Here is a 24522-nt window from a genome sequence, read left to right as displayed (position 1 = left end):
CAGTTTCCTGAAATGACATGAGTTCGGAATCAAAAAAAATCCTGATCATCACCTATTATTGGCCGCCTGCAGGTGGGCCCGGTGTTCAGCGATGGCTGAAATTCGTGAAATATCTTCCGGAATTTGGTTGGGAACCGGTGGTTTTTATTCCGGAAAATCCGAGTTATCCTATTGTGGATGAGACTTTGCAAAGTGAAGTTTCCGAAGATTTGAAAGTCATCAAAACTAAAATTCTGGAGCCGTATCAGATTGCTGAATTTTTCGGAAAAGACAATAAAAAATTCAAGGCAGGACAATTTGATGTAGGCCAAAACCAAAGTTGGAAATCAAAATTGTCCATCTGGATTCGCGGTAATTTTTTCATTCCTGATGCGCGGGTTTTTTGGGTGAAACCTTCTGTAAAATTCCTTCGAAAATATCTGAAAGAAAATCATATCGATGCTTTGGTAACCACCGGGCCACCACATTCGCTTCACTTGATAGGTCTGCAACTGAAAAAAGAATTTCCCGATATGAAATGGATGGCTGATTTCAGAGATCCGTGGACGGAAATTTCATATTATCAACATTTAAAACTGACTAAAAAATCGGACCTGAAACACCGAAAATTGGAAGAAAAAGTTTTTAAAAACGCTGATATAACGCTGGCTACCAGTTTTACAGACGCCGAAAACTTCAGGCATAAAGGTGCGAATGCAATTTGTATCACCAATGGTTTTGATACAGAAATTCAGAATAAATCTGAGTTGAAAAGAAATGAAAAATTCACTTTGAGCTATATTGGCGTATTGGAGCAACTGAGAAATCCTGAAGTTCTTTGGCAAGTTTTAAATGAAATTATTACTGAAAATCAAGAATTTAGAGATTATTTTGAACTGAAATTCGTTGGCAGAATTGATGATAAAATCATTAAAAAGATTCAAAATACTCCGTTACACAATACGGTAAATAATTTAGGTTATCTTTCTCATTCTGAATCGAATAAAGAAATGCAGAAATCTGACGTGCTGATGGTGACCAATTTTCCAAATGAAAAGTCTAAAGGCATCATTCCGGGAAAAATCTTTGAATATCTGGCTACCGGGAAAACAGTTCTTTCTTTTGGACCGAAAGGTGCGGATGTTGCCAGAATTCTGGAAGAAACAAAAGCCGGACACCATTTTAATTTTGATCAAAAGGAAGAAGTGAAAAGTTTTCTCTTACAGCAATTTGAGTTTTGGAAAAATAATGAAATACAGCGAAACCCATCCCGTATTGATCAGTATTCCCGAAGAAACCTGACGCACAGACTTTCAGAAATTTTGTAATTTTCAGATTGTCCACTGATCGTTGATGATGGCAACAAGATAATATTTCCCTTCAAATTTTTCGAAAACCAATCGAAGCGCATTCCAGTCCATACCACCGTATTGTTCAGTTCCTGAAATGTAAAACTCTGTAAATTCCGAATTTGGATACATTTCTTTTAAATTGTTCAGCGAGTTTCCCTCTCCTTTAAAAGTATTGTGCAGCAATTCCGCTTTACTGAAATCTCTTTTCAATACCCATTCCTGAATATATTTCCCGAGAGAAATAACGTATTTTTCTCCGGTTCCGTCCTTTTCTCCGAAGGTAAAACGGATGTTGGAGTTGATATATTTCTGAAAATCTTCCCGGCTGAAAACCTTGTTTTTTTGCGGATCAACATGAGCGTACATGGAAAAGCGCATCCCTTTTTCCGGATGAATAAATCCGATAAATTCATCATATTGTTCTTTTTGCAAAAGATTTAAAATTTGAATGCTGAGCGAAATAACATTCTTATTTTCCGCTTCCGGAAATGGCTTTAGAGTAGAAGTGGTATCTTCTGAAACCGAATTCACAGTTAGTTCCTGAGATGGTAAATCCGTTTTTTTTTGAGTGCAGGATCCTGAAAACAACATTAGAAGAAATAAGAAGATGATCTTTTTCACAACATTTTTTATTGAGGCAGAGCAACTTTTATTCCGTGAATTAAAAATGTATTGTCATTCCTGCTGTGAAGCTTCGTGTCGGTGCCGGATTATAAAACCTTCCTCCGAAAGCATTGATGTCATACCCGAGAACATATTTTGTATTATAAATATTGTTCATCTGAACTTTAAAATTCAGAATAGAATTGTTCAATTTTAAGGGATATTCGAAAACTAAATTTCCAATGAGACTGGGTTCAGAAGCCACACTATTGGCATCATTCAGATAAAAAGACGATGTATAAAAATGTGACAAGTGAAAGTTCATGATGTTCGCTAATTTCAAGCTCAACAAATTCTGGATGGTGGAAGCGGGAACACCTGTTATTTTGTTTCCTGAATAATCTTCATCGTTTTTACGATATTCTTCAAAAGTGAAATCATAAAACGCTGCGGAAGTCCAAAATCTGATTTCATTCAGAAAAGAAGAATTTATTTTAAATTTTTTAGTTTCCGCAGTTATTTCAATTCCTTGTTGCGCTGTACTTCCGGAATTGACAAAGAACTCCTGTCCGGCCTCGTTTTGTCTTCTGACAATCGCATCTTTAAGGCGAAAATCAAAAAACGATGCTTCCAGATAAAAGGAAGTTCCTAATTGCTTTCGGAATCCGAGTTCTTTATTCCATCCATATTCCGGTTTCAAAAAAGTATTAATTTCCTGAGTTGAAGAACGGAATTCTTCCAACACCGGAGCAGAATTTCCTTTTCCGATTTTACCCCGAATAGAAAAGCGTTCACTCAAAAGATAAGTGATGCCAAAATCGGGCAACCATTGATTATTAAACTGTACAGCACCATCCGCTGCGTCTGGCACTTTCCATTGATATTCCATTCCATTCAGGCTTAATGCAGCATCAATGAACAACCGGTTTCCTATTTCAGCTTTTTGGGAAAGAAAAATAAATCCACTTCTGGCAAAGATTTTATCGGCATTTTGTAAATTTCCCGGCACACCTTTATTGTTATCAAAATTTTCAATTTGTGTGGTATTCATTCCTCCTTCAAAACCAATCCGCGTTTGCAAAATCATATTTTTCAATATTTTTTCATAATTCAGATGAGTTCTGAAGGCATAATTTTCTTCTTTTCTTTTCTCAAAATTGGTGATGAAGGGATTTTTAATAGATGTAATGGTATTCTGAAAAACCATAAAATGTGACCAACTTTCTGACAGCGGAAAACGGTGAGAAATTCCGCCCATAAAAGTTTGATTATAAATTCCTGCCTGTTGTTCGGAAGCACCAGGAAATGCACCAGCAGCGGGTCTCGCTTGTCTTCTGTTGTCGTTCATCTGTGCTTCGGTGAGTCCGCCAGGAGTTTCATATTTTAAATCGGAGAAGAGAAACATCAGATTTAATTCATGATCTTTTTTATAGGTAATTTTATCTTTCAGAAAGAAATTCATGCGCTGTAAGGCGGACTGTTCCCGGTAAGAATCTGCGGTATGAAAACTATGAAAAAACTGTAATGAATGTTGCCCAAAATCGCGCGCATAATGCGCTCCATATCGAAAAAGCCCATAGCTTCCTGCATTTATTTCCAGTGTTTTGCGTTCTGAATCTGACGTTTTCAGCAAAACTGTTCCACCTGTTACCGCACCAAAATCTCCACCTTCCGGGCCTTTATACAATTCAATTTTGTTGATGAGCGACGGATCAAGCAAATTAAGATAAGTATTTCCTGTGGCGTCTGAAAAGATAAATTCGTCCAGATACACCTTCACATTTCTCACACCATACGGCGACCTGAGCGCACTACCCCGAATCGCAAGCCTGTAACTTCCGGGTGAACGTTCTTCCATTCGGGTTCCGGGAAGAAAATTCAAGCTTTCTAGAAGTCTGTCCGGTGCATTCAGTTTCAAAATATTGCCCTGTGCGATGGCTGCAGATTTGGTAGAAGCGATGAAGCGAGTCGGTTTTTGATATGCATCCATCACCACTTCAGAGATTAATGAAACGCTGTCTGTTTCCTGAGATGAAAATAAAGCAAAAGAGAATATCCAAAAAAAATATAATAGTTTCTTCAAAATAAATATTTCAAAGATGACAACATTATCATTTAAATAATTTTAACGCTAAATTAACTTTCTTTTTTAATGATAAGTGTTAAATTTGCAGCAAAACTAAAACAAATGTTGAAAATCAATTACAAACTAAAACGCAGATACGTCGGCTTTCTCATTAAAATAAAAAAAACGGTATTCGTATCAGGGATATAAATACCGTTATTTTAGGTTAAGGTTTATAGCTATCTTTTAAAGTGACCGTTCGGTTGAACACCAATCTGTCACCTGTACTGTCCGTATCTTTTGTAAAATATCCGATTCTCTGAAACTGTATTGGCTGGCCTGTTTCCATTTCTTGGATAGCAGGTTCGGCATATCCGTACACAACGGTCAGGGAATCCGGATTGATGAATTCCAAAAAATCTGAATCTTTCTCAGCATCAGGTTGTTCTACAGTGAATAAGCGGTCATAAATTCTGATTTCTACCGGAACAGCGTGCTTTACAGAAACCCAATGCAAAGTTCCTTTTACTTTTCTTTGGCTGGCTTCTGAGCCACTTCCGGATCTTGTGTCTGGATCGTAAGTAGCATAAATGGTTATGATTTCCCCATTTTCGTCTCTTTCTACGCGTTCTGCTTTGATAATGTAGGCAGATTTCAGGCGAACCTCATTTCCTATAGAAAGTCTGAAGAATTTTTTAGGTGCTTCCTCCATAAAATCTTCCCTTTCAATCCAGATTTCTCTGGAAAAAGGAATTTTCCTCGTTCCTGCGTTTGGATCTTCAGGATTATTTTCCGTTTCCAGCCATTCTTCATGATCCTCAGGATAATTTTCTATGATCAGTTTTACAGGATCTTTCACAGCCATCATTCTGCGGGCAATTTTATTAAGATCTTCCCTCACAAAAAATTCCAGAAGTTGTATGTCAATCAGGTTTTCACGCTTGGCTACTCCTACCCTTTCTATAAAATTTTTAATGGATGCTGGTGTATATCCTTTTCGCCTAAGTCCGGAAATGGTAGGCATTCGCGGATCGTCCCAACCATTGACAACGCCTTCTTTCACCAAACGGTGTAGTTTTCTTTTGGAAGTAATCATGTAAGAAACATTCATCCGAGCAAATTCCCTTTGTTTATTTCGGACATTTCCCTCTTCATACACCTGATCCAGATACCAGTCATACAAAGGACGGTGATTTTCAAATTCAAGAGAACAAAGAGAGTGAGAAATTTGTTCGATATAATCGCTTTCACCATGCGCCCAGTCGTACATCGGATATATTTTCCACTGATCGCCGGTTCTGTGATGCGGTCGTTTTAAAATTCTGTACATTACCGGATCTCTCATATTCATATTGGGAGAAGTCATGTCGATTTTGGCTCTTAAAGACATCGTGCCTTCCTCGAATTCTCCTGCTTTCATGCGTTGGAATAAATCCAGAGATTCTTCAACGGGCCGATTCCGGTATGGACTTTCAATACCCGGTTCAATAGGATTCTTGCGCTGTTCGGTAATGATTTCCGATGGTTGTTCGTCCACATACGCTTTCCCATCTTTGATCATTTGTACAGCCCATTCATAAAGTTGTTGAAAATAATCGGAAGCGTACAATTCCTGATCCCACTGAAATCCCAGCCAAGAGACATCTTCTTTGATCGAATCTACATATTCCTGTTCTTCTTTTTCAGGATTGGTGTCATCAAAACGTAGATTCACGGGTGCATTATATTTCTCGCCCAAACCAAAATTAATACAAATAGCTTTGGTATGTCCAATGTGGAGATATCCGTTGGGTTCTGGTGGAAAACGAAACCGAAGCTGTTCCCGTTTCATTCCGTTGGCTAAATCATCCTCTATAATTTGCTCAATAAAATTGAGTCTTTTCTTTTCTTCTTCCATGATTTTTTTATTTATGCGCTGTATGATAATAAGCCAGCATTTTGTAATAGAGTTTTGCCGCCAGAAAAGCAGTAGGTTTCGAGTATGGGCTTTCCATCAACTCCACAATATCAAAAGCGACTACATTGCATTTTTGAAATACTTTTTTTAATAATTCCAAAGTCGGATACCATTGCAATCCGCCGGGTTCAGGTGTTCCTGTGGAAGGAGCGACAGATGGATCAAAAGCATCCAGATCGATTGTAATATAAACGTTTCCTGAAACTTTTTCCAACACATCATCGATCCAATTTGCATTGGAAGCAATTTCGTGTGCCCAAAAACATTGTCCTTCCGGAACGTATTCCATTTCTTCGGCATCCATTGAACGAATTCCGACCTGTACCAAATTCAATTTTTGGCGGGCTTCAAAAACAGCACACGCATGATTGCAGGAAGAACCATGAAATTCCGGGCGCAAATCTGTATGCGCATCCAACTGCAGTACAGTAAGATCCGGATATTTTTCACCTAAAGCGCGAATAGAACCAATGGAAACGGAATGCTCACCACCAATCATTGTGAACAGCTTGTTATCATATTTCAGCAATTCCTTAGTTCTGTCGTACACTGCTTCTGTCATCGCTTCCGGACTGGAATTTTCAGAAACTGCACCTGCCATCCAAACCCCGTTTAGATAAGGTTCCGTTCTGGTTTCAATATCAAAAAGTTCCATGTTTTCTGAAGCATCCAGAAAAAGTTCAGGCCCTTTATCAGCTCCTTTCCCCCATGTTGAAGTACCGTCATAAGGCACTGTTAAAAGCATCACATCGGAGGTATCCAACTCGGCATTATCTTCAGGAATTCCTGCGTACGTTCTCATAAAAAGTATATTTTTTTGAATTTAATTCGTTTTTTAAAAGGTCAAAGATAAAACATTTTTCACCGATAACTCATTGGATTTAGAACACAACCTGCCATCTATGGCAAGATTTCTTTCTGTAATTTCTTGGTGAGAGAACGGAATACTAGGTCATAAGAATGATCAATCAGCTGTTGGAGAAGTTCCACTTTCAATCCTTCGCAAATCACCATATTCCAATGGATTTTATTCATGTGATAAGCTCCCGTAATCTGTGGAAACTGCTCTCTGAGTTCAGCGGTCCATTCCGGATCTGCCTTTGCTGCAAATTGTGACGGTTGTTTTTCCAAAGGAACCAAAAGAAACATCTTTCCTCCCACTTTAAACACCAGAGTTTCACTATCGAAAGGAAAACTTTCTGTTGCACCTGCTTTTGCGAGACAATAATCCCGGATTTCTTCTGCTGTCATTTCAAAGATATTTTTAACGAATATTTCGTGATTCTGATTCAAAAATACTATATTTATTCCTGAAATTGATCCTATATGAAAGCTTTGGTAATTGGTGCGACGGGTGCTACAGGAAAAGAATTGGTTGGGAAATTATTGGATGATCCTGATTTTCATGAAATTCATGCTTTTTCAAGGCGCAATTTGCCTGCAACACATCCTAAACTGACGGTACATGTAATTGATTTTGAGAAACCTGAAGATTGGCGGGATTTGGTAAAAGGAGATGTTGCGTTTTCCTGTCTCGGAACTACTTTGAAAGATGCAGGAAGCAAAGCGAATCAATGGAAAGTAGATCACGATTATCAGTTGAATTTCGCCAAAGCTGCCAAAGAAAATCAGGTGGAAGATTATATTCTTGTTTCTGCATATGGTGCACATCCGAAATCAAAACTTTTTTATTCCAGAATGAAAGGAGCACTGGAAGAGGCTGTGAAAGGGCTTCATTTCAATAAAATCACTATTTTTCAACCGGGAATGTTGGAACGAAAAGAATCAGAACGATCCGGAGAAGTTTTGGGAGGAAAAATTATCAAATTTGCAAATAAACTGGGCATCCTGACAAGCCAAAAACCTTTACCCACAGAAGTTCTGGCTCAGGCAATGAGCAACGCAGCCAAAATAAAATCCAACGGTTATTCTAAAATTAAATTAGGAGCAATTTTCAGTTTTGCAGAAAAAAATTGAATAGCGCTCTTAAATTAAAATTGCTTTTTCCAACTCTAGAAGTTTTTGTTTTCTCCAGATTCCTCCGCCATAACCTGTAAGCGTTCCATTACTTCCGATAATCCGGTGACACGGAATAAAAATTGAAATTTTATTAAGTCCGTTGGCATTGGCTACTGCTCTTACCGCTTTTGGATTTCCAAGAATTGTTGCCTGTTCACGATAACTTGTTGTGGTTCCGTACGGAATTTTCATCAGCACTTCCCATACTTTTTTCTGAAAATCGGTTCCGACGGGCGAAAGGGGAACCGAAAACATTTTTCTTTCTCCATTAAAATATTCGTGAAGTTCTTCTTCCAGCGTCGCGAATACTGAGCTTTCTCCCGGAATAATATGAGCACCGAAATGCCTGGAAATCTCTTCCAGTTCTGCTCCTAAAGATTTTCTGTCAGAGAACTCTAACATACAGATGCCGCTTTCGCCGGCACAGGCAATCATTGCTCCTAGTGGCGTATCAATTTTTTTTGAATAAATAACGCCTTTCTTTTCTTTTTTAGGAAGAGTAACATCGAGGGCAGAAACAAGGTTTGTTTTCATAGTAACATCATATTCATTACAAATGTACCAACTTTAAAAACTCAATCACTACTTTGAAATAAGTTTTTCACTTGCGATTTTTAATTAAAAAAGGCCGAACGTGAAGTCCAGCCTTTGTAAAAATTATTTTAATTAATGTCCGTGTTGCTTCGGAGGTTGTGGCAAATTGCTTTTATCCAGATCAGCGAATTGCTGTGTTGCCGCCATCGAAACCACGAGATCATTCAGCATATTGCTGGCTGCTGTAGGAGAATTCGGCAACAGAACGAGATTGCTTCGGTTGTTGGAACCCACGGAGTGTAAAGTGTCATAATGCTGTGTAACAACGATAAGTGCGGATGCTTCTGCTGCATTAATGTTGACATTATTCAGCATTTCTACCGACTCTTTCAAACCTTTTGCAATTTCCCTTCTTTGATCTGCAATACCTTGTCCCTGAAGCTTTTTAGATTCTGCTTCTGCTTTCGCTACGGCAACAATTCTGATTCTTTGTGCTTCGGATTCATATTCTGCAGCTGTTTTTTCTCTTTCTGCAGCGTTGATTCTGTTCATGGCATGTTTCACCTGCTCATCCGGATCAATATCTGTCACCAATGCTTTGATAATATCATAACCATAACTGTTCATCGCTTCCTGAAGTTCACCTTTAACGGCAACGGCGATATCGTCTTTGCGAACAAAAACATCGTCCAGTTTCATTTTGGGAACTTCAGCACGCACAACATCAAATACAAATGAAGTAATCTGTCCTTCAGGATATTCCAGTTTATAATAAGCATCTGCCACCTGATTTCTGATAACCTGATACTGAACTGAAACTTTCATTTTGATAAAAACGTTATCCAGCGTTTTCGTATCAATGATGACATCCAACTGTTGAATTCTGAGATTCAAACGCTTGGAAATCTGGTCAATAAGTGGAATTTTCAGATGAAATCCTGCATGACGCACCGATTGCAGTTTACCGAAACGTTCGACAATGGCTGCCGTTTCCTGTTTGACAATAAAGAAAGAAGCAAATAAAATGATTAATCCTATGAAAATAATCGCTACAAAAAAAGTCATATTGTATTATTTAAAATTTGTACTGAAAGATACAAAAAAAATGGTTTATGGGTTATTTTTAAACCGTCATTCCGATTTCTATTCCTTTTATTTTTCTGTAGAGATCTGTTGCAAAATTATCCGTCATTCCGGAAACAAAATCAATAACTCCCAATGTTTTTTGATACAAGCTACCGTTTTCATAACAAAACTGTTGAGGAATGAGCTGCAGCGCTTTTTTATCGTAGGATTTTCTTTCGGAAGGATTTTTTATGACAGGCGGAATAAAATGATCCAACAATTCATACATCACATTATAACCAGCATTTTCGATTTCCACAACAGATCTGTGACCATAAATATGCTCAATAGAAAACCGTTCAATTTCTTTAAGGGAAGGATTTTCATTTAAGAAAATTTCAAGCAACGCTTTGTCGAGATTGCCTTCCAGAATTTTTTCAAAATTAAACTTGTACAACTCTGTTGCTTTGTTAATGAGTGCATTAATCACTTTCGCGCGCAGGTAAGATATTCTTTCGTTGGCATTGGAGATTTCGCTAAGTTTCTGCGTCACTTTTTGTATATCACGATTTTCAGATTTGATCAGTTCTAAAAATAATTCCTGTGTTACATCGGTAGAAATAATTCCCAAACGGTGAGCATCTTCCATGTCGATAATATTGTAACAGATATCATCCGCTGCTTCCACAAGCCATACGAAAGGATGCCTGCGGAAAATAACAGGATCTTCACTTTCCGAGGTCATTTTGACAGCGTGGGCAATATCCAGAAACGTTTCTTTTTCATTTTGAAAAAAACCAAATTTTTTCCGGTGCAGAATTCCTTTGGTTCTGGCTACAGCTTCGCAGGGATATTTTGCAATACTTGCCAATGTTGTGTAAGTAAGCTGAGTTCCGCCGACATCTTTTCCGGTTTGTTGATGCGTTAATGTTCTGATTGCGTTGGCATTTCCCTCAAAATTGATCAAATCTGCCCATTCTTTTTCAGAAAATAAAGATTTTAAATCGGATTCATTCCGTTCAAAATAACTGGCAATGGCATCTTCACCGGAATGCCCGAAAGCCGGATTCCCCACATCATGACAAAGACACGCTGCGGCAATAACATTGCTGAGGTTATGCTGATAAAAATCTAAAGCATCATCAGTAAGTTCATTTTTGTATTTATCAACAATAAATTCTCCGGCAACACTTCCCAAACTTCTCCCGACAGAAGAAACTTCCAAAGAATGTGTGAGCCTGTTGTGAACGAAAACACTTCCAGGCAAAGGAAAAACCTGTGTTTTATTCTGAAGCCTGCGGAATGCGGAAGAAAAAATAATCCGGTCGAAATCTCTCTGAAAATCTGTTCTGTGAGCACGAGTTGGCGCATGGTTTCCGGAACGTTGACTGGTAAAAATTTGATTTAAAATCATAGCTTCAAAAATAGATAATTGGCAGGAATATGCTATCATTTAAAGATTGAAATGCCTTATTTTATTTAATTTTGTCAGAAATTGTATTAATGAAATCAAATTATTTTTTCTGTTCTTTATTCTTTTTTCTGACAAATTTTTATAATTCTCAGAAAAATGAATTGGCAATTCAATCAAGCTTCACCAATATCGGAATTTCTTATGAATATTTTACCGGGAAAAAATTTAGTTTCGGAGCACAAGCAGGAACTGGCTTGTTCGGTATAAAAAAAAATGAACTCATTATAATGACCAGCAACAGCTACAGCAGTAAAAACCTTACTGAATTTTACACCTCTCCATTTGTACGATATTATTTCAGAGACGATTTTAATACTTGGTTTTTAATGGGCGAAATTTATTTTTCAAAAGTACAGTCAACCCTATTTATAAACGAAGTTGAAAGCAATAAGACTTCGAAAAAATACTTTGGTCCTGCTTTAGGCGGTGGCTATAAATTTAAACTGAACAACAGATTTACTATTAATACTTTTATCACTGTTGGCTATGATTTCAATGAAAATGATCTTGTTCCTTTATTGGGTAACGGATTAATTTCATTAGGATACCAGTTTTAGTTTCAAAAAGAAAAAAATCCCGAATTGATCGGGATTTTTATAAATTTATAATTCGATAATTTACATGTAAGCTTCGATAGGCTCGCAGGTACACACCAGATTCCGGTCTCCAAAAGCTTCATCCACACGGGAAACAGAAGCGAAAAATTTATGTTCGCGAACCCAATCCAGTGGATATGCCGCTTTTTCTCTGCTGTAAGGTTTATCCCAACTGTCGGAAATCACTACCTGCTCGGTATGCGGTGCGTTTTTCAGAACATTATTGGTTGGATCTGCCTGTCCGTTTTCAATTTCTTCAATTTCTCTTTTAATGCTGATTAAAGCATCAGCGAAACGGTCAATTTCCGATTTGCTTTCACTTTCTGTCGGTTCTATCATGAGCGTTCCGGCAACAGGAAAGGAAACTGTAGGCGCATGAAATCCATAATCCATAAGGCGTTTTGCAATATCAGCTACTTCAATTCCAAGAGATTTGAACTGTCTGAAATCCACAATACATTCGTGCGCCACCCTTCCTTCTTTATTGGAATAAAGAATCGGGAAATGTTCAGCGAGGATTTCTTTTAGATAATTAGCATTCAAAATAGCGTGTTCTGTTGACTTTTTCAATCCGGAAGCACCTAACATTTTGATGTAAGAATAAGAAATATTCAGTACCAAAGCTGATCCGTAAGGTGCAGAAGAAATGGCTTCGATGGCTTCTTTGCTTCCAATTTTAATATTCGGGTTGCTGGGCAAAAATTTCACCAGATGAGGAGCCACGCAAATAGGGCCAACTCCTGGACCGCCACCACCGTGAGGAATTGCGAAGGTTTTGTGAAGGTTAAGGTGACAAACATCCGCACCAATTAACCCTGGACTTGTAAATCCAACCTGCGCATTCATGTTGGCTCCGTCCATATAAACTTGCCCTCCGTTATCATGAATAATTTGAATAATTTCTTTGATGTTGGCATCAAAAAAACCATACGTGGACGGATAAGTGATCATGGCAGCAGCCAGATTTTCTTTATGTTGTTCGGCTTTTGCTTTCCAGTCGGCAGCGTCAATTTCCCCGTTTTCCAAGTTTTTACAAACTACTACTTTCATTCCGGCCAATACAGCGGAAGCAGGGTTGGTTCCGTGCGCAGATTGCGGGATGAGGACAATATTCCTATGATCGTCGCCATTGGATTTATGATATTCCCGAATCACCATCAAACCGGCATATTCTCCCTGAGCTCCGGAATTGGGCTGAAGTGAAGTACCCGCAAAACCAGTAATTTCGGCCAGATCTTTTTCCAGTTCGCGGATCATTTCCTGATATCCTGCAGCCTGTTCTACAGGAACAAATGGATGAATATTTCCCCAAGCTCCCCAGGAAATCGGAAGCATTTGTGTAGCGGCATTCAGCTTCATGGTACAGGATCCGAGAGAAATCATAGAATGTGTAAGTGAAAGATCTTTTCTTTCCAAACGCTTGATATAGCGCATCAACTCGGTTTCTGTATGGTATTTATTGAATACTTCTTCTGTCAGAATTTCATCTTTTCTCAATAGATTTTCAGGAAGTGAATATTCTTCTTTCAAAGCAAGTTTAAAAGCCTGCTTTTGTTTAAAATTAGCAAAAACTTCAACCAGAATATTCAGTTTTTCAATCGTTGTGCTTTCATTCAGGGCGATGCTGACAATATTTTCAGAGAAATAATTCAGATTAATTTTACGGTCTCTCATCAATCTCATCAGATTTCCTTTTTCGGATTCCGAAATAAGAATTTTTACGGTATCAAACACCGGTTCCTCTACTACATCATAGCCCAGTGCTTTCAACGCACCTGAGAGCGCATTGGTTTTGAAATGAATCTGGTCGGCAATAAAATTCAAGCCTTTTGGACCATGATATACACAATACATTCCGGCCATTACTGCCAATAAAACTTGTGCTGTACAAATATTGGAAGTCGCTTTTTCTCTTTTAATGTGCTGTTCTCTCGTTTGCAATGCCATGCGAAGCGCTCTTTTCCCGTATTTATCCTGAGAAACGCCGATAATTCTTCCGGGAATATCGCGTTTATATTCTTCTTTACAAGAGAAAAATGCAGCGTGAGGACCACCATATCCCATAGGAATCCCGAATCGTTGAGTAGTTCCAACGGCACAGTCAGCGCCCATTTCTGCCGGCGATTTCAATTTTACCAAAGCCAATGGGTCGCAGGCAACAGCTACCTGTAACTGTAATTCTTTGTAACGTTGGATATCATCAGAATAATCTATTACGGCTCCATTTTTACCCGGATATTGTAGCAATACGCCAAAATACGTTTCATCAAAAGAATGATTTTCGTGGTCACCGATCACGATTTGGATTCCTAAACCTTCTGCTTTGGTAGTAAGTACAGCGATGGTTTGAGGAAGTACGAGATCAGAAACAAAAAATTTATCCGCTGATTTTCTTTGCTCTTTTGTTCTGCCGGAGAAAAACATATTCATGGCTTCTGCAGCGGCAGTACTTTCATCCAGAAGAGACGCATTGGCAATTGGAAAACCTGTGAGATTAGCTACAACGGTTTGAAAATTAAGAAGTGCTTCCAACCTTCCCTGTGCAATCTCGGCCTGATACGGCGTATAGGCTGTGTACCATGAGGGGTTTTCTAAAATATTCCTTTTAATCGCAGCGGGCAGGATGGTGTGATGATAACCAAAACCAATATAGTTGGTAAAATCCTGATTTTTTTTAGAAAGATCACTTGAATGCCGAATCATTTCATATTCAGAAAGAGGTTCCGAAATATTCAAATCCTCTTTGGATATAATGGATGCAGGAATAGTCTGGCGAATCAGTTCTTCCATATTTGATACGCCAATTCTTTCCAGCATTGCATTTTTATCCTCCTCATTCATGGAAATGTGACGGTTGACAAACTGCTGTGTATTCATATTTTTATAGGGTATTTTTTGAAAAATAAAGATTCGTAAAAGTAAGGATTTTCAGGCGTTCAGGCAACCGTGATTTTCATCATGAATAGTTGTTGTACAATTATTTTGATTTATTCTAAATAACTTTTATATTTGCGACATGAATGCAAGTATCATCCTTTCAGGATCGCTCCTCTTGCTCCGGCTTTCGGAAATATCGAAGAAATGCAATGCAGCAAAAAGAAATGCTGCAAGAAATTCAAAAAAGGAAAGCGTTGCAAAAAATGTCCTGGCCGACTGAAAATTTCCTGATTAGCGCACCTGTTGCAAAAGGAAAAACATGGCTAATGCCAAGGCCATCACTGCCAATATAATCTTTAGAATCCTGGAATAATCCTTGGTTTCTGGCGTATCTTTTTCCGGTCGGAAAAGTTCTTCTACATTCTGTCTGAATTTTTCTCTGTCATTCTCAAAAACTTCGGTAATCGTGATGCCCTGAACCGCAGTTTGCCGCGTCAAAGAATTGGTAGCATGCAGAATCATCACGAATTTACCATCCTTAAATTCTGTAATTTTAAAAGTTCTTTCGCCATAAGATTTTTCCAGGCCAAAAGGCAATACTTTTACGACATCTGCGTGTGTTGTATTCCATTTAATGGTGATTTCGTCGCCTTTCACGGCTTGCATTTTTGTGGAAGTAAACGTTTTCACGGAAGGCGGATAATTTGTTCTGGAACTGCGCCGGTTTGAAACAAACTGCTGATTATACGTTTTTCGGCGTTCTTTGTCGCTCAGCGTTTCATAGGCTTCCTGTACTTCCCGAAAACGTTCTGCAAAATAATCATCATTTTCATTTTTGTCAGGATGGTATTTCAACGACAGTTTACGGTAGGCTTTTTTGATCTCTTCTTCCGAAGCATCGTCTTTAATTCCCAGAAAATAATAATAGTCTTTCAAAATCAATAGTAAAAGTACAAAAGTAAATATTTTCTTAGAAACGATGCAGCATCACTAATTTTCCAAAGCGGGATTGTCAGTTCTTTTCATGGATTGAATCCTTCCGTCCTGAAATTCAACTCTAATAGCGATTTCTTTTTTCCAAAATAGAAAACGATAAGTTTTTCCGCAAATCATCACCACATCATATTGGCTGTGATTTTTTGGAATGTCAATCACATCAATAGTGAAAGCCGCTTTGTCAATAATAGGTTTGATGAGTTTTTCAAACGGCTTTAAATTAAGATTGATGAACTGGCGAATTTCAGGAATAAAATGTTGGTATTTTTCCATAAAATCGTTCAGTATCACCACCTGTTCCGTTTCGATAATGCCATTTTGTGCTTCAACGTACAATTCACAAAAGCCACCATAATCCTCAAAGTCGGACTTCAGAATTTTGTGATAGACTTCCGGATTAGAAGTTTTATTCCGGTTTTTTTCGAAATCCCGTCGAAGTTGCTGAGGAACAAACATAACTTTATAAAAAAAGACCCGAAATTCCGGGTCTTAGGTATTATTAATTCAAAATTTACATTCCAATTACCGGCATCGAAAGCATCAGCAAATGTTCATTGTCTTCCAATCCATCCACAGGTTCTACAATTCCAGGACGATTCGGCTGTGACATTTTAAGGGTAATATCTTCTGAACTAAGTACCGACAGCATTTCCGTAAGAAATTTAGAACTGAAACCAATATTGATATCTTCGCCGTTATAATCGCACGGAACCTGCATATCTGCTTTGTTTGCATACTCTGTATCTTCGGCATGAAGGTGAAGAATATTTCCGGAAAGTTTGAAACGAACCTGATTGGTAGATTTATTCGACATGATGGAAGCTCTTCTGATGGCATTCAGCAGAAGGTTTCTGTTAATGGTTAGAATATTTGGATTTTCCTTTGGAATAACAGCCGAGTAATTCGGATATTTCCCGTCGATAAGTCTACAAATCCAGATATTATTTCCAAAAGTAAATTTGGCCATATTTTCATTGAACTCTATCACGACTTCGTCACTGGAATTGCTCAAAATATTTTTAAAAATGCTGAGCGGTTTTTTAGGCATAATGAATTCCATGGGCTCAGATACAAGATCTGTTCTTTTGTACACCACGAGCCTGTGCGAATCAGTAGAAACAAAATGCGTCCCTTCTTCCCCAAACTGGAACAAAACACCTGTCATAACGGGGCGAAGAGAATCGTTGCTGGTTGCAAACAACGTATTGGTGAGTGCTTCTGAAAGTATTCCGGCAGGAATTCTCACACTTTGGGACGCATCAAATTCCGGGAATTCCGGGTAATCTTCTGCATTGTCCAGTGCTACGGCGAAATTATCTTTTTCATCCAGAATTTCGAGGACACTTCCCGTTCCTTCTTCATTGTCTTTTATAGAAAGTGTAAGTGGTTGCTCCCCGTAAGTTTTCACAAAATCCTGAAAAATCTTTGCAGGAACGGCGAACTTTCCGGTTTCATCGCTTTTAACTTCCACGGAAGTTACCAATGTAGTTTCTCCGTCGGAAGCAGTTATGTTAAGATTATTTCCATCTAATGCGAAAAGGTAGTTTTCTAAGATTGGCCGGGACTGTGAACTTGCGATCACTCCACTCACCGTTTGCAATGCTTTCTGCAATTCTCCACTCGAAACGATAAACTTCATCTGTTAATTAAATTTGTACAAATATATAAAATTGACGCAAGAAAGTGAAGATTTAGGAGATGAGTTATCAACAAAAACGATAAAAACAATTGATTTTATTAAGAGATTTTTCAATTTTTAAATATCTTTGAAGATATGAGAAAACCCTCGCTGGATAAGAGTTTTGGCTACGCATTCCGTGGTATTGGCATAATGATTCTTTCGGAAAGAAATTTTCAGATTCATTTGTTTGCTCTATTGATCAATTTTTTTCTGATTATCGCTTTGCAACTGAACAGTGCAGACGCTGCCATCATCATCATTGTTTCTGTTATCGTTTTGATCACCGAAATGCTCAATACCTGTGTAGAAAAAATCTGCGATTTCATCCACCCGGAATTTCATTTGAGTATTGGAAAAATTAAAGATATTTCAGCAGGTGCAGTGCTTGTAGCAACTTTGGGCGCGTTGGTAACAGCAATACTCATTTATGGGAAGTATTTGTAAAAAAAACCTCCCGATGACGAGAGGTTTGCAAATAACTAAAAAGTAAGCCTAATTTATTTTTGTAAATAAGTTTCAAGTACGTAGTGGTGTGTCTGATCGCCCATTGTGAAAGAGTCAGAAATAGAAAGAACAAGGGTAGAAGAAGTTAAAATTATCACATCCTGAGTAGAACTTGTGCCTCCTTCATTTATTGTAATTTTCTTTGTATTCGTATCATAATGATAAGTGAAGGTTGTAAAATCTGTTTGAGAGCATACACTATTTTTAACGCTAAACGTAGTAGAAGTACCATTGCCATTTGTTTCAAAATTCATTCTACTTTGTTGGCTACAAATACTAACATTTTCTGTGGTAACTTCTGGGGTGCCATTTAAACTATGTTTCATAACATATTTTACAGGTTTCCAAGATCCTAAAAGCAAATCTTGGGGTTTATCATCTTCACGTGAACATCCAGCAGCGAACAACGAAAATGCAAAAAGCATTAATAAGAGTTTTTTCATAATAGTTTTTTTTGAGTAAAGAGGTGATAACTAAACAAAAAGCCGACTCAAATTTAATATTGAAACGGCTTCTTTATTTTCTTAAATTTAATTAGAAGCTATAACCAAAACCTAAGTTGATAGCGTCGATTGTACCTCCTTTTTGAGACACTCCTTTATATGATAAAGAAAGTCCCATATTTTCTCCAATATGATATGTTGCTCTTGGTTGGTAATAAAATCCACCATCGTTATTTCCATCTTGCATTAAAAATCCATATCCAAGATCAGCACCAAGACTGAACTGTTCTGCAAGCATGTATTGTCCCGTAGCAGCAATTGGAATCAATCCAAGTGTCGGAACTTTAAATCCTCCAACATCTTTACCTAAGAATGCAGAATATCCAGTAGCTACACCAGCTGAAAAGGATTCAGCAACCGGAAAAAGGTACGCAGCATCAACACCAACATTGAAGCTGTAAGCATTACCAGCATCTCCCATTGGCAAACCAACATGAGCACCAATTTTAAATCCGGACTGTGCGTTCACGGATGCGAAAAGTGCCAAAGCACCTACTAAAAAAAGTTTTTTCATAATAATTTATTCATTTAGGTTGAGATGGTAAATATAAAATTAATTTTAAATACAAAACAAAAAAAATCGCCTTACTCTTAAGCAAGACGATTTATTTGTGATTCAAGAGGTTAGTTCCCGAACTTATATCCAAGACCAATTTGAAAAAAGCTATTTTTCCATTTACCTTCACCAGAATCCTTTGCAAGGTTAGAAACTCCAAGGTTATATCTTGCATCGAAAAACAGTCCGTTAGATAAGTTATATTCTGCTCCAAGATAAGGTGCAAGATTCAGAGAATTAATTTCATCTTTCATATCCTCGCTTGTTGATACGGTTTCAGTCACACCACCCACGGTAGTCGTTTCTGTATAATTGTTTTTCGCAGACATAATAATCCCAAAATTCAAACCAGCTCCTAATGCAAATTGTTCAGATACATAATATTTAGCACCTATAGGAATAAGCAAAGTTCCTAAATCCACTTTTGAAGTTGCTTTGAAACTATCTCCCATGAAGGATTCTTCAACTGTATACTCTCCTCCTAAAGGTGAATAAAGAACTTCACCCTGAAGCGCAAACTTATCGTTTAATTGATATTCAACTAAAGCTCCCGCATAAAAAGTAGATTTAGAATTGGTATTAATAGTCAATCCTAATCCATCAATAGACATTGAGATAGTAGACATTGCGTATCCAGCCTTAGCTCCAAATTTAACTTCCTGAGCATTTACAGAAGCGAAAAGTGCTACAGCACCAACAAAAAATAGTTTTTTCATAATAATTAATTTATTTTAGAATTAAGCGGCAAATATAGGATTAATTTATTAATAATTAACAAAAAAAAACCGACAATTTTGCCGGCTTGTAATGTTATTGTTATCAAATGATTAGAATGCAAATCCTACTCTGATACCCGTTACCACTTCTGGTGTAATTCTGAAAGAACTACCACCTTTTGTAACAACATCAGCATCACCAGTTCTTTTTAATGTAGTATCACCTTCTGATTCGTACATTAATCCAAGGCCTGCTTCTACACCTAAGAATACTCTTTTAGCGATATAATAATCAGCTCCGAAAACACCTCTTACCCCAAATCTGAAGACACCAGGACCTTTCAGTTCCTCTACATCACCTGTTGTAATTTCAGTTGATTTAATGTTCATAGAACCATATCCTAGAAGTACATCACCACCTACATAAGGAGATAATCTTTCAGTTCCTGTGAAGTGTCTTTCCATACCGAAACCTAATCCAAAACCATAGAAATTATTTTCTTTTTTAATGTCTGGAGTTGAATTATCAGTTTCACTGACATTTCCTACAAACAAAGTTCCTCTGTAAGCGATATTCTCTGTTTTGAAATATCTGGCTTTGAACATTGCACCTGTTCCAAAACCTTGGTCAGGAAGGTTGATGGTAGTATTTCCTAATCCACCTGCAACACCTAGGTCTACGGTTACATCACCTGCAGTAGGTTTAAATTCCTGAGCACTAACAGCGCTGAAAAGTGCAAGAGCACCAACTAAAAACAGTTTTTTCATGATTTTTAAAAATTAATTTAATTTAGTGCTGCAAATTTATGACAAAGCATCCAATTTTAAGTTTTTATTAATATGACAAAAATCAGAATTTCCTTCTTTAAAATAATTATAAACTGTCAAATTCTCGGTAATAAAGGGATTTCAGCAAATATTAAAAATGTATAATCGAATTATTTCGTTATTAGAATCTCTAAAAATTACCGATTATATTCAATTTTCACAAACCAAGAACGCCAGAAATCTCCGGCGTTATTAATTATTTTATAGGTAAAAGATTACACTTTCATAATGTCTGCTTCCTTTATTTTCAGGTTCTCATCACAGAGTTTTACATAACTATCGGTGAGTTCCTGAATTTCATTTTCAGCATTTTTTATTAAATCTTCAGAAATGCCTTCTAGTTTTTTGAGTTCCTTCATTCCGTCCTGGCGTGCATTGCGAACCGTAACTTTCGTTTGTTCTGCTTCAGCTTTGGCCTGCTTTGCGAGGTCTCTTCTGCGTTCTTCGGTTAGTGGCGGCACGTTCAGAATGATACTATCTCCATTATTTGAAGGTGCGAAACCAAGATTTGAATTTATAATCGCTTTTTCAATAGGATTGATGGCGGTTCTGTCCCAGGGTTGTATAGAAATCGTCATGGCATCTGGAACCGAGACGTTGGCTACCTGATTGAGCGGTGTCATTGTCCCATAATATTCTACCATAACATCCTGTACCATGGTAGTAGAAGCTCTTCCGGCTCTGATCTTCTGGAAAGCGTGATCCAAATGCTTTAATGCAGCATCCATTTCCTGCTTTACCATATCTGTAATCATATTTAATTCTTCCATAATTAATAAATGATAATGTTATTTTACAAATCTACTAAAGTTCCGATTCTTTCTCCTTGTACGATTTTCATGAGATTTCCATCTTTATTCATATCAAAAACAATGATGGGAAGCTTGTTTTCATGACTCAGGGTAAAGGCGGTCATATCCATTACTTTTATCCCTTTCTCAAAAACTTCATCAAAAGTAAGGGAATTAAATTTGACGGCATTTTCATTTTTCTCAGGATCAGAATCATAAATTCCGTCTACCCGGGTTCCTTTCAGGATTACATCCGCCCCAATTTCTATTGCACGCAGGGTTGCCGCAGTATCAGTGGTAAAATAAGGATTACCCGTTCCGGCTCCGAAGATCACTACCCTTCCCTTTTCTAAATGACGAACTGCTTTTCTTTTGATAAACGGCTCTGCCACTTTGTCCATTTCAATCGCACTTTGCAACCTCGTGAAAATTCCGGCATCTTCCAAAGCGCCCTGCAATGCCATTCCGTTGATTACTGTCGCCAACATTCCCATATAATCTCCCTGTACTCTGTCCATTCCTTTCGCTGCGCCGGCAACGCCCCGGAAAATATTGCCGCCACCAATAACGATAGCCACTTCGCAACCTTCCTCCACTACTTTTTTTATTTCTTGCGCATATTCTTTCAAACGGTCGTTATCAATACCATATGGTAGGTTTCCCATCAGTGCTTCGCCGCTCAGTTTCAGGAGGATTCTTTTGTACTTCATGTTATACAAGATTAATTGCTGTAAATTGTGCGGTGCAAATATAATGAAAAGCAGCACATTTTTTAAAGATTTGAATTTGAGATGAAATAATTTGTTAAAAATTTTGATAAGTTTTAAAAAGGATTATTTTTGCAATACATAATTCTGCGTTGAAGAAAATTTACCTTTCATTGCTTTTATTTTACGTAGGGACTGCGCAAGCGCAAGTCGGCGAAAATGTATATCCTTTTCTCAATCTTCCCGTTTCCGCAAGGCAAGCTGCTTTGGGAGGCGATGCAATTTCGATCATGGACAAGGATGTCAATTTTGCTGCGGTTAATCCTGCTTTATTGAATCCAGACATGCATCAACAGGTTTCTGTAAATGCAGCAAGTTATCTGGCCGGTTCCACTTACGGAACCTTAAATTATGGTCACGTATTTGAGAATGGACACATGATTACTGCGAATGCCCGGTATATGGACTATGGAAAGATGCCACGAACCGATGAAGCTGGTTTTCAGAACGGAGAATTTGGTGCTTTCGACGCTGCTATAGGTGCAGGATATGCCTATCATTTTGAAAAAGAATGGACTATTGGAGCTGGTGTTCAAGTCATTAATTCCAAAATTGACAATTATACTTCCATGGCCGTCGCAGGAACCATCGGTGTAACTTATCATTTGGATAAAACGAACGAAACCCTTGCTTTGGCAGCAAGAAATTTCGGTTATCAGTTCAAAACTTTCGATGGAACAAGGGAAAATCTTCCTTTCAGAATAGACCTTGGCTACACAAAAATTTTAAAGAAATTTCCTGCAGCACTCACTATTACAGCGCACGATCTTCAACAATTTAATATTTCTTCGGAATTGGATCTCAATGGACAGGAAGTAGGCTTTACCAGAAAAATTATGGATCATTTCTCTTTCGGTGCTGAACTGTTTCCCGAGAGTTCTTTCAGAATAAGATTGGGTTATAATGTGAAAAGAGGCAGTGAACTTGCCGTGTTGGACCAACGGAGTTTTGCCGGACTTTCAGCAGGTTTCGGGATCAGGTTCAATGCATTTGTGATCGATTATTCTCATATCAGATATCACAGTGCTTCCAATGTGAATATGTTGGGAATTTCTATAGATCTCAGTGGAAACCGATTCGATTAATTTCCATTTTCTTAGGTTTTTCAATTTAAAATACGAACTTTGTGGAATGAGAAAGCCAGTAATTGCCATTGACGGATTCTCTTCTACAGGGAAAAGCTCTATTTCTAAAGTTATTGCGGAAAAACTGGGCCTTATTCACATGGATACCGGAGCTTTATATCGGGGGATTACCTATTTTGCACTGCAATGTTGCAAAAATGAAAAGGATAATATCGACTTACAGAAACTGATTAGCAATCTAAATAAAATCAATCTGGAATTTAGAGAAGACAATGGAATGTTGGTTCTTTTCCTGAATAATACAGACATTTCGTCCGAAATTAGAACTCCGGAAATTTCTGAAAATGTAAGCTTGATTGCCACACTTCCGGAAGTTCGGGAGTTCCTGCTGCACACCCAGCGGTCTATTGCCGAGAAAGGCGGCATCATCATGGATGGCAGAGATATCGGATCTATCGTGTTGCCGAATGCAGACTATAAATTTTTTCTCACTGCCAGTATTGATGAACGCACCAAAAGAAGACATCTGGAACTTTTGTCATTAGGAATCAAAACAGATGCTGCTTCAGTAAAAGAGAATCTGATACTCAGAGATAAAACCGATAGCGAACGTACGATAGCACCACTTATACAGGCGAAAGACGCCATTCTGATTGACAATTCTCAACTTACTAAAAAAGAAACCACACAGCTGATACTGTCACACATTAAAACTTTTAATAATATTTAAGACAGAAGACGTTCTTTTGGTATATTAATTGTAATTTTACTCAGCAGATACTCAATTACAATAACTTAAAATAAAAATAAAATGTCAAAAAGAAGCAACAACACATCTGCTGTATTAGCAGGATTATTAGCAGGAGCTGCTGCTGGTGTAATTCTCGGAATGCTGTACGCACCTGAAGAAGGGAAAGAAACAAGAAAAAAAATTAAGGATAAAGCAAATGATCTGAAAGATCAGGCAACCGACCAGTACGGAAAACTGTCTGAAAAAGCGAAAGAAACCTACCACGATGTTTCTGAAAAAGTAAAAGACCAGTACGGAAATATTTCATCTACTTTTAAAGAAACCGTCAACAATGTAGCGAGCACTGTAAAGGAAGGTTACGGAAAATATAAAGATCAGGCTGTAGCACAGGCAACGGATGTTGTAAAAGATGTAGAATCAGAACTGGACGGACTAAAGAGATAAAAAGTGTCCTCACAGATCAAATAAAAAGGAACGAAAAGTTCCTTTTTTTATAACTTAAAACAAAAAACCATGTTGGACATATTAAAAGATTATGCTTCCCAGAGAATAGACCTTCTGAAAATGGAAGCAACAGAAAAGACTTCTGTTACAGCTGGAACCATTTCCATTATTGTACTTCTGTCAGTCTGTATGTTGTTTTTTCTCATATTGTTGAATATAGGTTTAGGATTACTGATAGGATATTACCTCGGAAATTATGCTTACGGAATTCTGATCATGGCGGGTTTTTACCTGCTTTTGATGCTGATCATTTTCCTGAGTAAAAAAACGATTAAAACTTTAGTAGCCAATAAAATAATACAATCTCTAAACGACTGAT

General features: G+C 37.7%; 26 protein-coding genes. 8 read left to right on the top strand and 18 right to left on the bottom strand.

Annotated elements, in window-relative coordinates; translation table 11 throughout:
- The first annotated feature begins 17 nt into the window (after window positions 1-17).
- Window positions 18-1307, top strand: a complete 1290-nt coding sequence (locus DQ356_RS07520) for a glycosyltransferase family protein (RefSeq protein WP_114303875.1) — start codon at window positions 18-20, stop codon at window positions 1305-1307.
- A 3-nt stretch (window positions 1308-1310) separates the two neighbouring features.
- Here DQ356_RS07520 and DQ356_RS07515 read toward each other — a convergent pair whose 3' ends face one another.
- From DQ356_RS07515 to DQ356_RS07495, 5 genes are all read right to left on the bottom strand, one after another.
- Window positions 1311-1952, bottom strand: a complete 642-nt coding sequence (locus DQ356_RS07515; protein ID WP_126723256.1) for a hypothetical protein — start codon at window positions 1950-1952, stop codon at window positions 1311-1313.
- 40 nt (window positions 1953-1992) lie between these two features.
- On the bottom strand, window positions 1993-4017 hold the full coding sequence (locus tag DQ356_RS07510; protein WP_228420685.1) for a TonB-dependent receptor: 2025 nt from the start codon (window positions 4015-4017) through the stop codon (window positions 1993-1995).
- Between the two features lie 208 nt (window positions 4018-4225).
- The gene (locus DQ356_RS07505; RefSeq protein ID WP_114303873.1) at window positions 4226-5896 is read right to left on the bottom strand and encodes a glutamine--tRNA ligase/YqeY domain fusion protein; all 1671 of its coding nucleotides are present in this window, start codon (window positions 5894-5896) and stop codon (window positions 4226-4228) included.
- Window positions 5897-5903: 7 nt separating this feature from the next.
- On the bottom strand, window positions 5904-6758 hold the full coding sequence (gene speB / locus DQ356_RS07500; protein WP_114303872.1) for an agmatinase: 855 nt from the start codon (window positions 6756-6758) through the stop codon (window positions 5904-5906).
- Window positions 6759-6856: 98 nt separating this feature from the next.
- Entirely contained in the window at window positions 6857-7207 is a 351-nt protein-coding gene (locus tag DQ356_RS07495) for an MmcQ/YjbR family DNA-binding protein (protein WP_114304050.1), read from the bottom strand.
- Between the two features lie 75 nt (window positions 7208-7282).
- Here DQ356_RS07495 and DQ356_RS07490 point away from each other — a divergent pair, with 75 nt between their 5' ends.
- Window positions 7283-7933 carry an NAD(P)H-binding protein gene (locus DQ356_RS07490; RefSeq protein WP_114303871.1) on the top strand — a complete coding sequence of 217 codons (651 nt, stop codon included), beginning with the start codon at window positions 7283-7285 and terminating at the stop codon, window positions 7931-7933.
- Window positions 7934-7942: 9 nt separating this feature from the next.
- On the opposite strand, the gene DQ356_RS07485 is transcribed toward DQ356_RS07490, so the two are convergent.
- The 3 genes from DQ356_RS07485 to dgt form a co-directional block, all read right to left on the bottom strand.
- Entirely contained in the window at window positions 7943-8509 is a 567-nt protein-coding gene (locus DQ356_RS07485; RefSeq protein ID WP_114303870.1) for a methylated-DNA--[protein]-cysteine S-methyltransferase, read from the bottom strand.
- Window positions 8510-8641: 132 nt separating this feature from the next.
- The gene (locus tag DQ356_RS07480; RefSeq protein ID WP_114303869.1) at window positions 8642-9574 is read right to left on the bottom strand and encodes an SPFH domain-containing protein; all 933 of its coding nucleotides are present in this window, start codon (window positions 9572-9574) and stop codon (window positions 8642-8644) included.
- A 58-nt stretch (window positions 9575-9632) separates the two neighbouring features.
- On the bottom strand, window positions 9633-10988 hold the full coding sequence (dgt, locus tag DQ356_RS07475) for a dGTP triphosphohydrolase (protein WP_114303868.1): 1356 nt from the start codon (window positions 10986-10988) through the stop codon (window positions 9633-9635).
- A gap of 161 nt (window positions 10989-11149) precedes the next feature.
- Here dgt and DQ356_RS07470 point away from each other — a divergent pair, with 161 nt between their 5' ends.
- Entirely contained in the window at window positions 11150-11605 is a 456-nt protein-coding gene (locus tag DQ356_RS07470) for a DUF3575 domain-containing protein (protein WP_166413081.1), read from the top strand.
- 60 nt (window positions 11606-11665) lie between these two features.
- Here the strand turns inward: DQ356_RS07470 and gcvP are convergent, their stop codons facing one another.
- The 4 genes from gcvP to dnaN form a co-directional block, all read right to left on the bottom strand.
- On the bottom strand, window positions 11666-14521 hold the full coding sequence (gene gcvP, locus DQ356_RS07465) for an aminomethyl-transferring glycine dehydrogenase (protein ID WP_114303866.1): 2856 nt from the start codon (window positions 14519-14521) through the stop codon (window positions 11666-11668).
- A 291-nt stretch (window positions 14522-14812) separates the two neighbouring features.
- Window positions 14813-15457 carry a J domain-containing protein gene (locus DQ356_RS07460; protein ID WP_114304049.1) on the bottom strand — a complete coding sequence of 215 codons (645 nt, stop codon included), beginning with the start codon at window positions 15455-15457 and terminating at the stop codon, window positions 14813-14815.
- 54 nt (window positions 15458-15511) lie between these two features.
- Complete coding sequence (locus tag DQ356_RS07455) at window positions 15512-15973, bottom strand: hypothetical protein (RefSeq protein ID WP_114303865.1); 462 nt, start codon at window positions 15971-15973, stop codon at window positions 15512-15514.
- A gap of 55 nt (window positions 15974-16028) precedes the next feature.
- On the bottom strand, window positions 16029-17156 hold the full coding sequence (gene dnaN, locus DQ356_RS07450; protein ID WP_114303864.1) for a DNA polymerase III subunit beta: 1128 nt from the start codon (window positions 17154-17156) through the stop codon (window positions 16029-16031).
- 135 nt (window positions 17157-17291) lie between these two features.
- Here dnaN and DQ356_RS07445 point away from each other — a divergent pair, with 135 nt between their 5' ends.
- On the top strand, window positions 17292-17642 hold the full coding sequence (locus DQ356_RS07445; RefSeq protein ID WP_114303863.1) for a diacylglycerol kinase family protein: 351 nt from the start codon (window positions 17292-17294) through the stop codon (window positions 17640-17642).
- 53 nt (window positions 17643-17695) lie between these two features.
- On the opposite strand, the gene DQ356_RS07440 is transcribed toward DQ356_RS07445, so the two are convergent.
- From DQ356_RS07440 to pyrH, 6 genes are all read right to left on the bottom strand, one after another.
- Window positions 17696-18145 carry a lipocalin-like domain-containing protein gene (locus DQ356_RS07440; protein WP_114303862.1) on the bottom strand — a complete coding sequence of 150 codons (450 nt, stop codon included), beginning with the start codon at window positions 18143-18145 and terminating at the stop codon, window positions 17696-17698.
- A 91-nt stretch (window positions 18146-18236) separates the two neighbouring features.
- Entirely contained in the window at window positions 18237-18719 is a 483-nt protein-coding gene (locus DQ356_RS07435; protein ID WP_114303861.1) for an outer membrane beta-barrel protein, read from the bottom strand.
- Between the two features lie 110 nt (window positions 18720-18829).
- A complete protein-coding gene (locus tag DQ356_RS07430; protein ID WP_114303860.1) occupies window positions 18830-19477 on the bottom strand; it encodes a porin family protein in 648 nt (215 codons plus the stop codon).
- Between the two features lie 111 nt (window positions 19478-19588).
- Complete coding sequence (locus tag DQ356_RS07425) at window positions 19589-20245, bottom strand: hypothetical protein (protein WP_114303859.1); 657 nt, start codon at window positions 20243-20245, stop codon at window positions 19589-19591.
- 275 nt (window positions 20246-20520) lie between these two features.
- Window positions 20521-21075 (bottom strand): ribosome recycling factor, encoded by a 555-nt coding sequence (gene frr, locus DQ356_RS07420; RefSeq protein WP_114303858.1) that lies wholly within the window; start codon window positions 21073-21075, stop codon window positions 20521-20523.
- A gap of 23 nt (window positions 21076-21098) precedes the next feature.
- Window positions 21099-21806: a UMP kinase gene (pyrH, locus tag DQ356_RS07415; protein WP_114303857.1), complete on the bottom strand. Its 708-nt coding sequence runs from the start codon at window positions 21804-21806 to the stop codon at window positions 21099-21101.
- Window positions 21807-21955: 149 nt separating this feature from the next.
- Between pyrH and porQ the strand changes: the two genes are divergently transcribed.
- From porQ to DQ356_RS07395, 4 genes are all read left to right on the top strand, one after another.
- Complete coding sequence (gene porQ, locus DQ356_RS07410; RefSeq protein WP_114303856.1) at window positions 21956-22948, top strand: type IX secretion system protein PorQ; 993 nt, start codon at window positions 21956-21958, stop codon at window positions 22946-22948.
- Between the two features lie 46 nt (window positions 22949-22994).
- Entirely contained in the window at window positions 22995-23678 is a 684-nt protein-coding gene (gene cmk, locus DQ356_RS07405) for a (d)CMP kinase (RefSeq protein WP_114303855.1), read from the top strand.
- Window positions 23679-23759: 81 nt separating this feature from the next.
- Window positions 23760-24143, top strand: coding sequence for a YtxH domain-containing protein (locus tag DQ356_RS07400; RefSeq protein WP_114303854.1), 384 nt, complete (start codon window positions 23760-23762; stop codon window positions 24141-24143).
- 69 nt (window positions 24144-24212) lie between these two features.
- Window positions 24213-24521, top strand: a complete 309-nt coding sequence (locus tag DQ356_RS07395) for a phage holin family protein (protein WP_114303853.1) — start codon at window positions 24213-24215, stop codon at window positions 24519-24521.
- Window position 24522 lies beyond the last annotated feature (1 nt).

This window comes from Chryseobacterium lacus (assembly GCF_003336205.1).
Classification (GTDB): domain Bacteria; phylum Bacteroidota; class Bacteroidia; order Flavobacteriales; family Weeksellaceae; genus Chryseobacterium_A; species Chryseobacterium_A lacus.
This window is presented reverse-complemented; position numbering and strand designations above follow the sequence as displayed.

What these genes read in the sequence shown, in the direction of transcription:
- DQ356_RS07520 (WP_114303875.1), top strand. Translation starts at nt 18, where the DNA reads ATGAGTTCGGAATCAAAAAAAATCCTGATCATCACCTATTATTGGCCG.
- DQ356_RS07400 (WP_114303854.1), top strand. Translation starts at nt 23,760, where the DNA reads ATGTCAAAAAGAAGCAACAACACATCTGCTGTATTAGCAGGATTATTA.
- DQ356_RS07505 (WP_114303873.1), bottom strand. Translation starts at nt 5,896, where the DNA reads ATGGAAGAAGAAAAGAAAAGACTCAATTTTATTGAGCAAATTATAGAG.
- DQ356_RS07485 (WP_114303870.1), bottom strand. Translation starts at nt 8,509, where the DNA reads ATGAAAACAAACCTTGTTTCTGCCCTCGATGTTACTCTTCCTAAAAAA.
- gcvP (WP_114303866.1), bottom strand. Translation starts at nt 14,521, where the DNA reads ATGAATACACAGCAGTTTGTCAACCGTCACATTTCCATGAATGAGGAG.
- DQ356_RS07495 (WP_114304050.1), bottom strand. Translation starts at nt 7,207, where the DNA reads ATGACAGCAGAAGAAATCCGGGATTATTGTCTCGCAAAAGCAGGTGCA.
- DQ356_RS07430 (WP_114303860.1), bottom strand. Translation starts at nt 19,477, where the DNA reads ATGAAAAAACTATTTTTTGTTGGTGCTGTAGCACTTTTCGCTTCTGTA.
- frr (WP_114303858.1), bottom strand. Translation starts at nt 21,075, where the DNA reads ATGGAAGAATTAAATATGATTACAGATATGGTAAAGCAGGAAATGGAT.
- DQ356_RS07435 (WP_114303861.1), bottom strand. Translation starts at nt 18,719, where the DNA reads ATGAAAAAACTTTTTTTAGTAGGTGCTTTGGCACTTTTCGCATCCGTG.
- pyrH (WP_114303857.1), bottom strand. Translation starts at nt 21,806, where the DNA reads ATGAAGTACAAAAGAATCCTCCTGAAACTGAGCGGCGAAGCACTGATG.
- DQ356_RS07425 (WP_114303859.1), bottom strand. Translation starts at nt 20,245, where the DNA reads ATGAAAAAACTGTTTTTAGTTGGTGCTCTTGCACTTTTCAGCGCTGTT.
- DQ356_RS07480 (WP_114303869.1), bottom strand. Translation starts at nt 9,574, where the DNA reads ATGACTTTTTTTGTAGCGATTATTTTCATAGGATTAATCATTTTATTT.
- DQ356_RS07445 (WP_114303863.1), top strand. Translation starts at nt 17,292, where the DNA reads ATGAGAAAACCCTCGCTGGATAAGAGTTTTGGCTACGCATTCCGTGGT.
- DQ356_RS07490 (WP_114303871.1), top strand. Translation starts at nt 7,283, where the DNA reads ATGAAAGCTTTGGTAATTGGTGCGACGGGTGCTACAGGAAAAGAATTG.
- speB (WP_114303872.1), bottom strand. Translation starts at nt 6,758, where the DNA reads ATGAGAACGTACGCAGGAATTCCTGAAGATAATGCCGAGTTGGATACC.
- cmk (WP_114303855.1), top strand. Translation starts at nt 22,995, where the DNA reads ATGAGAAAGCCAGTAATTGCCATTGACGGATTCTCTTCTACAGGGAAA.
- dgt (WP_114303868.1), bottom strand. Translation starts at nt 10,988, where the DNA reads ATGATTTTAAATCAAATTTTTACCAGTCAACGTTCCGGAAACCATGCG.
- dnaN (WP_114303864.1), bottom strand. Translation starts at nt 17,156, where the DNA reads ATGAAGTTTATCGTTTCGAGTGGAGAATTGCAGAAAGCATTGCAAACG.
- DQ356_RS07395 (WP_114303853.1), top strand. Translation starts at nt 24,213, where the DNA reads ATGTTGGACATATTAAAAGATTATGCTTCCCAGAGAATAGACCTTCTG.
- DQ356_RS07440 (WP_114303862.1), bottom strand. Translation starts at nt 18,145, where the DNA reads ATGAAAAAACTCTTATTAATGCTTTTTGCATTTTCGTTGTTCGCTGCT.
- DQ356_RS07455 (WP_114303865.1), bottom strand. Translation starts at nt 15,973, where the DNA reads ATGTTTGTTCCTCAGCAACTTCGACGGGATTTCGAAAAAAACCGGAAT.